Source organism: Nitratireductor sp. XY-223, assembly GCF_004959855.1.
Lineage (GTDB): Bacteria > Pseudomonadota > Alphaproteobacteria > Rhizobiales > Rhizobiaceae > Hoeflea_A.
Genome location: NZ_SPNT01000002.1, coordinates 380,474 through 393,445 on the forward strand (window position 1 = coordinate 380,474; position 12,972 = coordinate 393,445).

At 61.4% G+C, this 12,972-nt stretch carries 10 protein-coding genes; 2 read left to right on the top strand and 8 right to left on the bottom strand.

All coding sequences use genetic code 11. The annotated features are described in order from the left end of the window. Window positions 1–174 precede the first annotated feature (174 nt). A complete protein-coding gene (locus E4M07_RS08410; protein WP_136657864.1) occupies window positions 175–1,071 on the bottom strand; it encodes an Lpg1974 family pore-forming outer membrane protein in 897 nt (298 codons plus the stop codon). A gap of 259 nt (window positions 1,072–1,330) precedes the next feature. On the opposite strand from E4M07_RS08410, the gene E4M07_RS08415 reads away from it, so the two are divergent. After that, window positions 1,331–4,408, top strand: coding sequence for an FG-GAP-like repeat-containing protein (locus tag E4M07_RS08415; protein ID WP_136657865.1), 3,078 nt, complete (start codon window positions 1,331–1,333; stop codon window positions 4,406–4,408). Then, on the top strand, window positions 4,401–5,297 hold the full coding sequence (locus tag E4M07_RS08420) for a sulfotransferase domain-containing protein (protein WP_169054136.1): 897 nt from the start codon (window positions 4,401–4,403) through the stop codon (window positions 5,295–5,297). The genes E4M07_RS08415 and E4M07_RS08420 overlap by 8 nt, the downstream gene beginning before the upstream one ends. 17 nt (window positions 5,298–5,314) lie before the next feature. Here E4M07_RS08420 and E4M07_RS08425 read toward each other — a convergent pair whose 3' ends face one another. The 7 genes from E4M07_RS08425 to rpmI form a co-directional block, all read right to left on the bottom strand. Then, window positions 5,315–5,917: a nucleotidyltransferase family protein gene (locus E4M07_RS08425; RefSeq protein ID WP_136657867.1), complete on the bottom strand. Its 603-nt coding sequence runs from the start codon at window positions 5,915–5,917 to the stop codon at window positions 5,315–5,317. A 93-nt stretch (window positions 5,918–6,010) separates the two neighbouring features. Next, complete coding sequence (locus E4M07_RS08430; RefSeq protein ID WP_136658470.1) at window positions 6,011–6,997, bottom strand: Gfo/Idh/MocA family oxidoreductase; 987 nt, start codon at window positions 6,995–6,997, stop codon at window positions 6,011–6,013. 7 nt (window positions 6,998–7,004) lie between these two features. Continuing rightward, complete coding sequence (locus tag E4M07_RS08435; RefSeq protein WP_136657868.1) at window positions 7,005–8,390, bottom strand: nicotinate phosphoribosyltransferase; 1,386 nt, start codon at window positions 8,388–8,390, stop codon at window positions 7,005–7,007. A 68-nt stretch (window positions 8,391–8,458) separates the two neighbouring features. Continuing rightward, window positions 8,459–10,873, bottom strand: coding sequence for a phenylalanine--tRNA ligase subunit beta (gene pheT, locus E4M07_RS08440; RefSeq protein ID WP_136657869.1), 2,415 nt, complete (start codon window positions 10,871–10,873; stop codon window positions 8,459–8,461). A gap of 67 nt (window positions 10,874–10,940) precedes the next feature. After that, window positions 10,941–12,023 carry a phenylalanine--tRNA ligase subunit alpha gene (gene pheS, locus E4M07_RS08445; protein WP_136657870.1) on the bottom strand — a complete coding sequence of 361 codons (1,083 nt, stop codon included), beginning with the start codon at window positions 12,021–12,023 and terminating at the stop codon, window positions 10,941–10,943. A gap of 124 nt (window positions 12,024–12,147) precedes the next feature. Continuing rightward, the gene (gene rplT, locus E4M07_RS08450) at window positions 12,148–12,549 is read right to left on the bottom strand and encodes a 50S ribosomal protein L20 (protein ID WP_136657871.1); all 402 of its coding nucleotides are present in this window, start codon (window positions 12,547–12,549) and stop codon (window positions 12,148–12,150) included. 31 nt (window positions 12,550–12,580) lie between these two features. Continuing rightward, window positions 12,581–12,781, bottom strand: coding sequence for a 50S ribosomal protein L35 (gene rpmI / locus E4M07_RS08455; protein WP_136657872.1), 201 nt, complete (start codon window positions 12,779–12,781; stop codon window positions 12,581–12,583). Window positions 12,782–12,972: the final 191 nt, after the last annotated feature.

Genomic DNA, 12,972 nt, shown 5'->3' on the forward strand with positions numbered 1-12,972 from the left:
CTCACAGGCAAAAAAAATGAATATTTACTGATATTTTGCAGGTGTTGTCACAATGCAACATACAGTGATCACACCAGATTTGCCTGAAGAATAGCCGGCTTCTTTGCGGCTCACCCGGCGGCGCGTCGAACCTGGTCCCTCATGGAGGAAATTCCCACGCCGGCGGAATAAAAACTAGTCGAACTTGACTTTCAGCTTCACGGAGGGGCCGTGAAAAATCCGGTCGCTGTCCACATTGGTGAAGTAGCCCGCATCGACCATGCCGAAATAGGCATCGACGCTGTATCCGGCGCTCACCGAGAAATTCGCGTCATTGAAGGAGATGCCCAAAAACGCGTCGACATTGGGCACGGCCTTGGTATCCCGGCGTGTGAATGCGTATGTAGCAAACGACACGTCGCTATTGATCGATGTCTTCTGCTTGCCGAACAGGATCGCGCCGCCTGCGCTGAAATCGACAGCAAACTTGCTGTCCTGCAACGGTACGGAACCCTCGATGCCTATACGCGGCCCCAGCCCGCTGAATTTGCGTGTGTTGCCGATTGGCCCTGTGCCAAAGCCGCTGTAAGTGCCAATGCCTGACTCAGAACCCTTGAAATAGGTGTAACGGACACCGGCATTCGCCTTCAAGGCGCCCTCCGGAAGGCCGAGAATGCCGAGACCCACATCGCGGCCGACCTGGAAATCGACAACCGCGTGTTCCTCACTGCTTTCCACCGAGCCGCCGGTGGTAAAGGCACCGGAATAGAACGACGCCGTCTCATCCTGGCTTTTGCCCCACTTTCCACCCAGCGTGGCATACCATGGTGTGTCGCCGATATAGGCGCCGACCTCGCCGCTGATATGGAACCCGTCGCCGGGTTTGACCGTATTGCCTGGCAGGATGAAATACTGATTGGCGTCGGAGGCATCCCAGAAATCGTACATGCCGCCGAATTCCAGCCACCAGGACGATATCCGTTCCTGAGCAACCGTATCGCCCTCGACCAGAGCCACCAGAGCGACGGCCGAAACCGTCGACAGCAACACCACCCTGAATGCGCGCCGCGTTCTACGCTTGCCAGCTGCCATTTTGGTGACCCCTCATTCGCATTGAGCGAACTGCAAAAAGATAGCAATCCCTTGATCACAAAACCCCATTCTGATTCACGCTTCAACAAGGCGAGGCACAAAAAATCGGAGAGCAGGGCAATTTTTTGTATATGTTGTCGCTTTGCAACAATTGGACGTGGCAATCGTGCAAACGGAGTGGTAGCCAGTTCAATCCATAGATCCGCGACCAAGGGTACTCCCGTTGTCAAACCGTGAGGATACAAGAGGCGAAATTCGCATGCGTCTGGAAGCAGGCGTCGGAACAAGGCGCGTGCTGATCGCCGGCGCCATCATGGCCGCAATCCTGCTGACCTTCTGGACAACCTCCCGTTATCCGTCCCTTGGAGACAAGGCGCTGATGGGAGGCGCCATTCAGCTCGAAGATCCGTTGAGTTTCGAAGCGCTTTTCCCCGTTGAACAAAGCGATCCCCTTGCCAAGAAGATCCTTCTGTCCACCGTCAACTGGATAAAGACAAACCTGCAGGGAATGGTTTTCGGCGTCCTTTTCGGTGCGGCGTTCCTGACCCTTCTCGGCCAGCTGCGGCGGCGTGCCTTCAGATCGAAATATCTGAACACGCTACTGGGATTCGGCATGGGTGCACCGCTCGGCGTGTGCGTCAATTGCGCTGCGCCCATCGCGCAGGGAATCTACAAGGGAGGTGCGCGCCTGGAGACGTCGCTGGCCGCTATGCTCGCATCTCCGACCTTCAACATCATCGTCCTGACGATGATGTTCTCCTTGCTTCCCGTCTACCTCGTCGTCTCGAAAATCGCGTTGTCCCTTGTCGTCATCTTCATTGTCGTCCCGATGGCGGTATCGGGCCGCCATTCTTCAAACCTCGAAGGGCAGGCAACGGAGCAGAATGCCGTGGCGTGTCCCATCGATATCCCGGTGAAGGGGGGAGGCGGTCTTTGGACGGATTTCGCCGACACGATCAGGCTGTTCCTCGAAAATCTCTGGTACATCATTCGCATGACCGTGCCGCTGATGGTGCTGGCCGGGGCCCTCGGCGCGGCGGCCGCGCACCTGCTGCCCTACGATTATCTGAACGATCTGAATGTGAGCCTGTTTCATCTTGCGGCCGTCGCGCTGTTCAGCCTCTTTCTGCCGGTGCCCATCGCATTCGACGTCGTTCTCGTTTCCGCGCTGATGGCGGCCGGGCTGCCGGTCGCATTCGTCTCGGTCATGCTGTTTTCACTCGGTATTTTCAGTATTTACGCGTATTTCATTGTCTGGCGCATGGTCTCTTTCCGCTTTGCCGCGATGCTCGCGGCAGCGATCTTCGTCGTCTCGTTGGCCGGCGGGCTGATCGTTGAACGGTATCACGAATGGCAGACCGGAAAGGCGCTGGATCTGCTGCTTTCCGATACCGGCATCGGTTTCGTCGGCACAGCCAGCGCTGCCGGCCTGTCGGAGGATGCCGGCGGAGAGAGCCCGGTCACGATAACGAAACTGCGCGCCTTCGCCCCTTCTTCGGCTGAGGGAAAGACGCCGTTCCGCCGGATCGAAGCGCACCATATCGGCATTGACCGGCCCATCGAGTTCGCCTTCGAGGACATGTGGGCGCCCTTCTGGACGACCAACGGCAGCGTGTCGCTCGCCGATCTCGACCGGGATGGCGACCTCGATTTCGTCCTGGCGAGGACGGATGGAGGCCTGAGGATCTTTTCCAATGACGGCTCCGGTCGGTTTCAACCGGTCGAACTCGACCTGCCCGCCATTGATGAACTCAAAGTGGTCAATGCCGTGCCGGTCGATCTTGACAATGACGGCTGGCTCGACCTCTTCCTGGCAACCTATGCCGACGGCAACCGCGTGGTCTGGAGCCAAAACGGCAAGTTCGACAACGACCGCATTACCGAAACGCGCAACCGCGATGATGCCCGGGTCGCCATGGCTGTCTCCTTCGGCGATGTCGATCAGGACGGCGATCTGGATCTGGCCGTCGGAAACTGGGCATCGGGCTGGTACCGGCGCCTGCCGGGCGAAGAATCGCGCAACCGTATTGTATTCAACGAGGGAGCATTAAGCGGAGAACGGTTTTCCGAACTCTCCGCCGTGCCGGGCGAGACCCTGTCGATCCTGCTCAGCGATTACATCAACGACGAAAAGCTCGATTTGATCGTCGGCAATGACTTTGCCATTCCGGATATCTTTTATGTCGGACGGGAAGATGGGGAATTCGAGAATATCGGCGCCGAACAGGGCATTATCGAAAACTCCACAAGAACGACAATGAGTATCAAAACGGCGGATCTCAACAACGACCTGGTTCCAGAAATCTACACAGCCCAGATTGCAGGTCAGGCCGAAGATGCGTCCGAGCGGATCAATTTTCAGGAAAACGCGCTTTACTGCTCAGAGATAGAACGGGATGCGGACCGTCGAGAGTGCCAGAAAAACGTCGACATCCGAACCTGGTATCGGCCTGGCCGGAAACTCGACCCGTCCCTTGCGGTCAATTGCCTGTCACTCAGCGGTGACGACATCGAAGCCTGCAAGGCGATGATGGTGAAAGATCTGGCCATTCAGAACAATAGGCCGGACATCTGCCTTTACATAAAGCCGCACCAGCCGCTGGCACGAAAATTCTGCGCCGTCCACTTCCTGCCCTCGCCTGAAATTGAGGACATTCCCTTAGCTGACTATGTTCCGCAAATACCCGGCCGCAACGTGCTGCTCGAGCGCGACGGCGAGGGACGCTTCAGGGACGGGACAGAAGAGGCGGGACTCGAACTCGGCGGTTGGAGCTGGGACAACAAGATAGCCGACTTCGATAATGACGGCCTGCAGGACATATACGTGGTCAATGGCTGGTGGCCGAGACAGGGTGCCTCTCCCTCGAATGTCTATTTCAGCAATCTCGGCGAAATGAAATTCATCGATGCTACCGAGCAGTTCGGCCTTGAAGATTACTTCGTCATGCCGGCGGCCGCGGCCGGCGACATCGACAATGACGGCGATCTGGACATGATCGCAGCTCCGATCAATGCACCGATGGTCGCTTACATCAACAATGCGCAGGACCGGAATTCCGTTCGGATCGGCATTGTTGACGAAATCGGCAATCGCTTTGGCGTCGGCTCGAAAATCACCATCAAATACGGTGGCCCGGAGAAACACAATCAAATGCGCGAACTGCAGCTAGGCGGCGGTTTCAACAGCTTCGACCCCATCGAGGCCCATTTCGGCCTCGGGCCCGAAACGCAGATCGACGAAATTGAAATCCGTTGGTCAACCGGCGAGCACTCCCGTCTGGAGGGTCCATTTGCCGCAAATGCGGTTTACCAGATCGAGCGCCGACGTCATGACTGAAAACGACCCAAACGAAGTTCCGCGGGGTATTGTCTGGCTGGCGTCCTATCCCAAGTCGGGAAACACCTGGACCCGGGCGTTCCTGCACAACCTGCTTCAGTTGATGCGGGGATCGGGACGATCCGCGCAAGACATCAACAGCATGAACGAGTTCACCACCTGGGATCTGAGCAGCGAACGCTACGAAAAGATCATAGGCAAGCATCCCATGGAGGCCGAGCAAAGCGAGATTGCGGAAGCCCGGCTCAAGGTCCAGGAGCAGATCGCCGATGACTGCGAAGGCCTGTCCTTCGTCAAGACCCACAACGCACTGGTCATGGATCGTGGTTTCCCGACGATCAATTTCGCCGCGACGTCAGGGGCGATCTACATTGTCCGCAACCCGCTGGATGTCGCCGTCTCCTACTCTCATCACATGTCGAAGACCCTTGACGACACCATCGACGCCATGGGCAGCGACAACGTCGAGACGCCGGTCACCGAGAAATCGGTCTATGAGGTCTACGGGTCCTGGAGCCAGCACGTCCACAGCTGGACCAGGAACGACCACCGGGCGATCTACATCATGCGCTACGAGGACATGAAGGCGGATCCGCGAAAGACCTTCGGCGCACTGGCGAGCCATTTGCTGCTCAGGCCGACCGACGAACAGCTGGACGCGGCCATTGAAATGTCGTCATTTGAGAAGCTGCAGGAGCAGGAGAAGAAGGAAGGCTTCAGGGAAAAGCCGAAAAAGGCCAAGCGCTTCTTCCGTGAGGGCCGCACCGATCAGTGGCGCGAGGTGCTGTCTCCGCAGCAGTTCAGGAGAATTGTCGACGACCACCGGGAGCAAATGGAACGTTTCGGCTATTGGCCGATCGATTATGAGGCCAAACAGGCCGGCACCTGAACGCAGCGCCGCGGGTGCTACCAGGGCTCGACGTCCAGTTCGGGCCAGCACTGCAGCGCCCGTTCCGCCTTTGCCGTGTAGCCGGGCTCATTGTACAGCACCCGGTTGGGGACGACCCTGAAGGAAAAGATGTCGTCGAGCCCGAACGGTGCGCATACGTCCAGGCTATCATCTTCTTCAAGGCGAATGCCGACGGCGTGGGTTTTCGAGGAAAACCGCGAAATCGACTCGTCGCCGTTTTCCAGCGGCGCGTATTCCTCGCCGAACTTTTCGGGAAACCACAGATGTACGCGCGCCTGGTTGCGGATCTCGACCGGCAATGCGGCGCCGGAAAAAGCATCGTGGCCGCGCTTGATCACCCGGTCCTCGGCCTCCCAGGACAGGTCGTGCGGCTCGTAGTAGAACAGGTCGATGTCCTTGATGCCGTGGCCCGACGGGCGGTCCGTCAAGACATTCCACACGGTGTTGTAGATGGCGCCGGCGACGATGCGCCATTGCGGCAGACCGAATTCACGGGCCGCGACGAGGGCATCGCGAACGATCGGCTCATCGCGCACGATGTCGATGAGGACGGCGCGCTGGCGCGCAAAAGGCAGGCCGGCATAGCGCAGGTGATCCAAGAAAACCTCTGTGGTCCCAATGAAGGCGAATCGACGCGGTACAGGCGATGATGATGATCGGCCGGGGCGTCAAATTCAAGAAGCCGGGCTGCTTCAGACTGTCTCCCAGCCGTCGCTCTCACCGGCGCGGTAGACCGCATCGATCAGTTTCTGATTGGCCTTCGAACTTTCCAGGGAAAACAGTTCACCGCCGTTACCGAGCGCAACGTCGGCGAAGGTCTCAAGCATGTTGCGGTACTGGCGCACCCCCTGAAAGCGAAAGACCTGCGCCTCTGAACGGTCCTGGTTGTGGAGGTTGACGACCGCGTGGCCGTAGTCGCCGGCGTTGAACGGGGCGGTGACCTCGATGGCGCCCTTTTCACCATGAAAGAGCATTTCCTGGCGCAGCGCCATCTGGGTCGAGCAATAGAAATCCATGATGAAATCGCCGAAATCGGCCGTCACGTCGGCATAGATGTCGGTTCCGAACTGCGGATCGCGTTCGACGGCCGCGCGCACGCGCTGCGGCTCCAGGCCGGTGCTGATGCGCGTCGAAACGGTCGGGTAGACGCCGATATCGGGAAGCCCGCCACCGCCCAGTTCCGGCTTGTTGCGCATGTTTTCGGGATCGGTGTTGTAATAGGTGAAGACGCCGCTGACGTGGCGCAGCCGACCGATCGCGCCGCCGGCGATCAGGTCGCGGACCTTGTGCCACTGCGGGTGGTAAAACACCATGAATGCCTCGGATATGATCCTGCCCGAGCGGTCGCGCTCGGCGATGAGTGCGTCGATCTCGTCCGCCTTCAGGGCAATCGGCTTTTCGCAAAGCACATGCTTGCCGGCCTGGGCCGCCTTCAGGCTCCAGGCAACGTGATCGCTGGTGGGCAGCGGGATGTAAACGCCGTCAACCGTATCGGAGGCAAGCAATGCGTCGTACGACCCGAAGGCGTGCGGTGCCCCGAACCGGTCGGCGAGCTGCCGCGCCCTTGCCTCGTCGCGGCTGGCGATAGCCGAGACAACACCGTTGCGGGTATCCTGCATGGCCGGAAGCAGCTGGTTCTGCGCGATATTCGCCGTTGAAAGGACGCCCCATCTGAACAATGCCATATTATTCCTTTCCGGCCGCTCTCTGCCTGATCTCGGCCAGCGTCCAATCCTTGAGTAGAGTGCCGTCTTCCCAGACCGGCTGCATGAGATTCTCGCGCGCGCCGAGCTCCTTCAGCGGCACGGCCACGGGCGCGCCGTCCTGCATGACCACCGCCTGCCGATAGCGTTTCGACGCCTTGCCGGGGTCGGTCTTCGGATCCTTGTGGATCCCGGTCCAGTTGCCGGCGGTGTCGAGCCGCGCATTGGCCTTCATGGCGAAACGCAGCGTGTCGCGGTTGACCTTCTGCAGCAGTCCGGCGCCCATTCCGAAGGCGATGTTCTCCGCAGACCAGCCGCGGCCCATCAGCCTGTCGAGGATGATCTTGATCGTATCGGGCGTCACGCCGTCGCCCTGGATCACCCGCACGGCCGGGTTGAGGACCTTGTATCCCTTGGCGTTGGTCGTATAGCCGAAAATGGCGCCCAGCATGTCGACCGTGTCGATCGGCACGACCGCCGGATCGCCGGAATCGGGCCGCACCACCAGCGTGCCGCCCATCTGCTCGACCTTGGAGCGCAGCTCCTTGCCCCAGATTTCCGAAACGGCGCGGTAAAGATCGTAGGAATCGGACACGACGGCGACCATCTTCCCGTCGCCGCCGAAGGATTCGATCATGTTGCCGTAGGCTTCGGCCTCGCGCTCCTCACCCCAGGCGGTCATCGTCGAGTGTTCGGCGGCGGGTATGGAGAAACCGGCCATGGGCTCGGCGTAGTACTTGCGGGCGTAGACGATACCCGAGACAGTGTCGGTGCCCATGAAACTGACGAGATGGGCAACGCCGCCGAGGCCGGCTTGTTCCAGAGACGTCGCGCCGCGGGCACCGAAATCATGCAGCCGGAACGGCAGCACGTCCGTGTAGTCGTCGCAGGACCGTTCCAGCGCCTCGGTGATGATCTGACGCACATAATAGGACACCGTCGCAACGGTCGACGGGTACCAGACGGCGCGCAGCAGCGCCGTCTCGATGAAGGTCGGCAGCCAGAAGAAATCCGGATCGGTGTTGCGGATCTGGACGAGCGGCGTTCCGGCCGGCACCACGGAGCCCTCCGGCAGGGCCTCGATGGACAGCGGCAGGCTGCCGCCGTGGCGGCTGACCAGCGTTTCCCATCCGTCGCGGTTGAAGGGCAGGCCGTGGGCGGTGACCAGTTCGTCCGCCTCGTCGATGTCTGCCGTCGATATGCGGCGGGTGAGATACTCCTTCAGGAACATCTGCAGGCCGAAGAACAGCACGTTGTCGTGCCGCCCGCCCGGCCGGCTTTCGATATAGGCGGAGATCGCCGCCGTTTCCGGCGGATACTGGGCGAAATGGGAATACTTGTAGCTGTCGGTATTCAGGATCATGTTCATAATCCAGCCCTCGCCCGGAGATGGAGCCAACTTATGCTCACAGTCAGCATAACAGGCCCCACCATACCCTATCCGCGCAGAACACCACCGGTTTTTTTGCCGACATTGTCGACAATACGGCCGGCGAGCGCTTCCAGATCGGCATCCGTCAGCGTGCGGTCGGTCGGCTGTATGTCGACCTCGACGGCAACGGATTTCTTGCCGGCGCCAAGGGACGGCCCCTCGAACAGGTCGAACACGCGCACGTCGGCGATCAGCTTCTTGTCGGCCCCGGTGACCGAGCTGATGATCTGCGCGGCGGCAACATCGGCATCGACCACGAACGCGAAGTCGCGCTTGAGCGCCTGGAACGGCGAGATTTCAAGCGGCGTCTTGGTGCGGGTCGCCTTGCGTTTCGGCTCCGGCACCGCATCGACCCGGATCTCGAAGCCGCAGACCGGCCCGTCCACATCCATGCGGTCCAGCGCCTTGGGGTGGAACTCACCGAACGTGCCGAGAACAACCTTCGGCCCGAGCTTGATGACGCCGCTGCGGCCGGGATGATACCAGTCCGGAGCGCCGGCCTCGATCTGCACGCGGCCGACCGGCGCGCCGCAGGCCTCGAGCGCGGCCAGCGCGTCCGCCTTGGCATCGAAGACGCCGACGGGCGCGGCCGAACCGTCCCAGTGCCGCCCGCTTCCCTCGAGCCGGGCCGTGCCGCGGCGCACGCCGGCGGCTTGCCGGTGCTGGCCGGCATAGGTCCCGTCCTCGTAGATGTCGGACACCTCGAAGAGCGCGATGTCGGCATGGCCGCGGTCGGCATTGCGCTGTGCGCCGGCGAGCAGCCCGGGCAACAGCGAAGGCCGCATGTCGGACATGTCCGCCGCAATCGGATTGGCAAGCTTCAGTGCCTCGCCGCCACCGCCGAACAGCGCCGCCTGATCGGCCGCGATGAAGGACCAGTTCACCGCCTCCAGCATGCCGCGTGCCGCCAGCGCGCGGCGCACCGAGCGGGTGCGGATCTGCAGGGTCGTCAGGATGCGCTCGTTGATGTGGGTGTTGCGCGGCAGCGGCTGCGGATCGATACGGTTGACGCCGTAGATGCGCATGACCTCCTCGACGAGATCCGCCTTGCCGTCGATATCGGGGCGCCAGGTCGGAACCGCCACATTGACGGTATCGCCGTCTCCCGCCGGCTCGAAACCGAGGCGCGAAAGGATGGCAAGCGCCTCTTTTCGGGGCACATCCGTTCCGGTGAGCCGCCCGACCTCGGACACCGGGAAGGACACGATCTTCCTTTCCGGTTCCGAATACCCGGCGATGACCGGCTGCGTCGGCTCGCCGCCGCACAGCTGCAGGACCAGCCTGGTCGCGTACTCCATGCCCTCGGCCATATAAGCCGGATCGACGCCGCGCTCGAAGCGGTAGCGGGCGTCGGTAATGATGCCGAGGTCGCGGCCGGTGCGGGCGATGTTGTAAGGGTCCCAAAGCGCCGATTCGATCAGCACATCGGTGGTGTTCCCGTCGCAGCCCGAGCGCTCGCCGCCCATGATGCCGGCGAGGGACTCGACGCCTTCATCGTCGGCAATGACGCAGATCCCGTCGTTGACCTCGTATTCGCGTTCATCGAGCGCCAGCACCTTCTCGCCGTCGCGGCCGCGGCGCACGACAAGGTCGCCGTGCACCTTGCCGGCATCGAAAACGTGCAGCGGGCGGCCGCGGTCGAAGGTGACGTAGTTGGTGATGTCGACCAGCGCGTTGATCGGGCGCAGGCCGATGGCCGTCAGCCGCTTCTGCATCCATTGCGGGCTCGGGCCGTTCTTGACGCCCTTGACCATACGCAGCGCAAAACCGAGGCAAAGCGGCTGCGTGTCGCCGAATTCCAGAGACAGGCCCACGGGACACGGCTCCGTGCCGCCGGCCGGCGGGGTGGTGCCGTCCTTGAGCGTGCCGAGGCCGTAGGCGGCCAGATCGCGGGCGATGCCACGAACGCCGGTGCAGTCGGGCCGGTTCGGCGTCAGACCGATCTCGATCACCGGATCGTCCAATCCGGCATAGGCGGCGAAGCTGGTGCCGATCTCGAGCTCCTCCTGCAGGTCGATTATGCCCTCGTGTTCGTCCGACATCTGCAACTCGCGCTCGGAGCACATCATGCCGTGGCTCTCGACACCGCGGATCTTGCCGACCGACAGCATCAGATCGATCCCGGGAATGTAGGTTCCGGGCGGCGCGAAGGCGCCGATCAGGCCGGCGCGGGCATTGGGCGCACCGCAGACGACCTGCACCGGATCGCCGCTGCCGGCATCGACGGTCAGCACCTTGAGGCGGTCGGCGTCGGGATGCTGCTCGGCGGTCAGGACCCGTGCGATGACGAATGGCCTGAGCGCCGCTTTGTCGTCGACGTCCTCGACCTCGAGGCCGATCATGTTCAGCGCCTCGACGATCTCGTCGAGCGTCGCTTCGGTCTCGAGATGTTCCTTCAGCCAGGAGAGTGTGAATTTCATCGGTTCTTCCGTGGTCTCGATCGATTGTGCCGCCGGGCGGCCATTGTCTTTGTGTGATGGCCGCCCATCAGCCGGTCAGGCCGGCAAAAAGCGTCGGCACGTCAAGCGGCCTGAAACCGTAATGGTTCAGCCAGCGCACGTCCGCGTCGAAAAAGGCGCGCAGGTCCGGCATGCCGTATTTCAGCATGGCCAGCCGGTCGATGCCGATGCCCCAGGCAAATCCTTGGTATTCGTCCGGATCGAGCCCGACATTGCGCAGCACATTGGGATTGACCATGCCGCAGCCGAGGATCTCCATCCAGTCGGTGCCCTCGCCGAAGCGGACTTCGTTGCCGGAGCGGTCGCACTGGATGTCGAGCTCGAGGCTCGGCTCGGTGAACGGGAAATAGGACGGCCGGAAACGCATGTTGAGATGCGGCACCTCGAAGAAGGCCTTGCAGAATTCCTGCAGGACCCATTTGAGGTTGGCAACATTGGCGCTCTTGTCGACCACCAGGCCCTCGAGCTGGTGGAACATCGGCGAATGGGTCGCGTCGCTGTCGCAGCGATAGGTCTTTCCCGGAATGACGATGCGGATCGGCGGACTGTGCCGCTCCATCGTGTGGATCTGCACCGGCGAGGTGTGGGTGCGCAGCAGCATACGCTCGCCGTCCGCATCCGGCCGGAAGAAGAACGTGTCGTGCATTTCACGCGCCGGATGGCCCTCGGGGAAGTTCAGCGCGGTGAAGTTATAGTAGTCGGTCTCGATATCCGGGCCCTCGGCGATCGAGAAGCCCATGTCGGAGAAGATCGCGGTGATCTCGTCGACAACCTGCGAGATCGGGTGTATGCGGCCGGCTTCGGCGGGCGAGCGGCGCACGGGCAGCGTGACATCCACCGTCTCGCTGGCCAACCGCGCCTCGATGGCCAGATCGTGCAGCGCGCCCTTGCGTTCGGCGATGGCGTCGGTCACCCGCGCCTTCAGCCCGTTGATCGCCGGTCCCATGACCTTGCGCTCATCGGCGCTCATCTTGCCAAGCGTCTTGAGCTTTTCGGAAATGCTGCCCTTCTTGCCGAGCGCCGACACGCGCACGGTTTCGATCGCCTGCTCGCTGTCGGACGCGGCAATGTCGGCCAGTATGGAGCGTTCGAGCTCTTCCAGATCACTCATCGTCTGTGTTCCTGTTGAACCGTTGGTGTTCAGCATCTGTCGCTTTCTCATGAAAAAACCCGCGCCGGCCCTGCCAGCGCGGGTTTCCCAAACTCGTCATGTCATGCCTTGGGAAAACGCTGGCTTAGCGGACAGCGCTTTCAAAAGCATTCGGTGTGGTGTCTTTGAGGTAGGCGAGCGACGCCTTGGCGCTGGCAACCAGCGCTCCGAAGGCCTCGGGCTGGTTGATCGCCATATCGGAAAGAACCTTGCGGTCCACTTCGATGCCGGCCTTGTTCAGGCCGTCGATGAAGCGGCCGTAGGTCAGGCCGTGCTCGCGGACCGCGGCGTTGATGCGCTGGATCCACAGGGCGCGGAAATTGCGCTTGCGGGTCTTGCGGTCGCGGTAGGCATACTGTTTCGACCGGTCGACGGCGGCCTTCGCCGTGCGGATCGTGTTCTTGCGGCGGCCGTAGTAGCCCTTTGCCTGGGCCAGAACCTTCTTGTGTTTTGCGTGGGCGGTCACACCCCGTTTGACGCGTGCCATGATCTAAGCTCCTTGAATGCTTGTGCTGGCCTTAGAGGCTGTTGGGCATGAATTTCTTCACGATGCGGGTATCAGGCTCCGAAAGAACCATGGTGCCGCGTGCATCGCGAATAAACTTGTTGGATCTTTTGATCATGCCGTGGCGTTTGCCGGCGGCGGCTGATTTGACCTTGCCCGAAGCAGTGATCTTGAACCGCTTCTTGCAAGACGATTTCGTCTTCATCTTGGGCATTTTGCTTCTCCGTATTTGGCCCGCCATGGCGAACCGCTTGTTGTTCGCCCCGCCCCGACGGACGTTGCCGGCGGGTTATCTGGCCGACGCCGACCGTCCGCCCTTTTCAGGACCCGGCCTTGTCGTCGTTCGGGGTCGTGGTTTTGCATTCAAAACCGCCACGGCATGCCCTGCCGGACGGTTCGGACGCG

Coding starts and splice junctions, on each gene's coding strand:
- rpmI (WP_136657872.1), bottom strand. CDS start 12,781: ATGCCCAAGATGAAGACGAAATCGTCTTGCAAGAAGCGGTTCAAGATC.
- E4M07_RS08435 (WP_136657868.1), bottom strand. CDS start 8,390: ATGAACATGATCCTGAATACCGACAGCTACAAGTATTCCCATTTCGCC.
- rplT (WP_136657871.1), bottom strand. CDS start 12,549: ATGGCACGCGTCAAACGGGGTGTGACCGCCCACGCAAAACACAAGAAG.
- E4M07_RS08415 (WP_136657865.1), top strand. CDS start 1,331: ATGCGTCTGGAAGCAGGCGTCGGAACAAGGCGCGTGCTGATCGCCGGC.
- E4M07_RS08410 (WP_136657864.1), bottom strand. CDS start 1,071: ATGGCAGCTGGCAAGCGTAGAACGCGGCGCGCATTCAGGGTGGTGTTG.
- pheT (WP_136657869.1), bottom strand. CDS start 10,873: ATGAAATTCACACTCTCCTGGCTGAAGGAACATCTCGAGACCGAAGCG.
- E4M07_RS08420 (WP_169054136.1), top strand. CDS start 4,401: ATGACTGAAAACGACCCAAACGAAGTTCCGCGGGGTATTGTCTGGCTG.
- pheS (WP_136657870.1), bottom strand. CDS start 12,023: ATGAGTGATCTGGAAGAGCTCGAACGCTCCATACTGGCCGACATTGCC.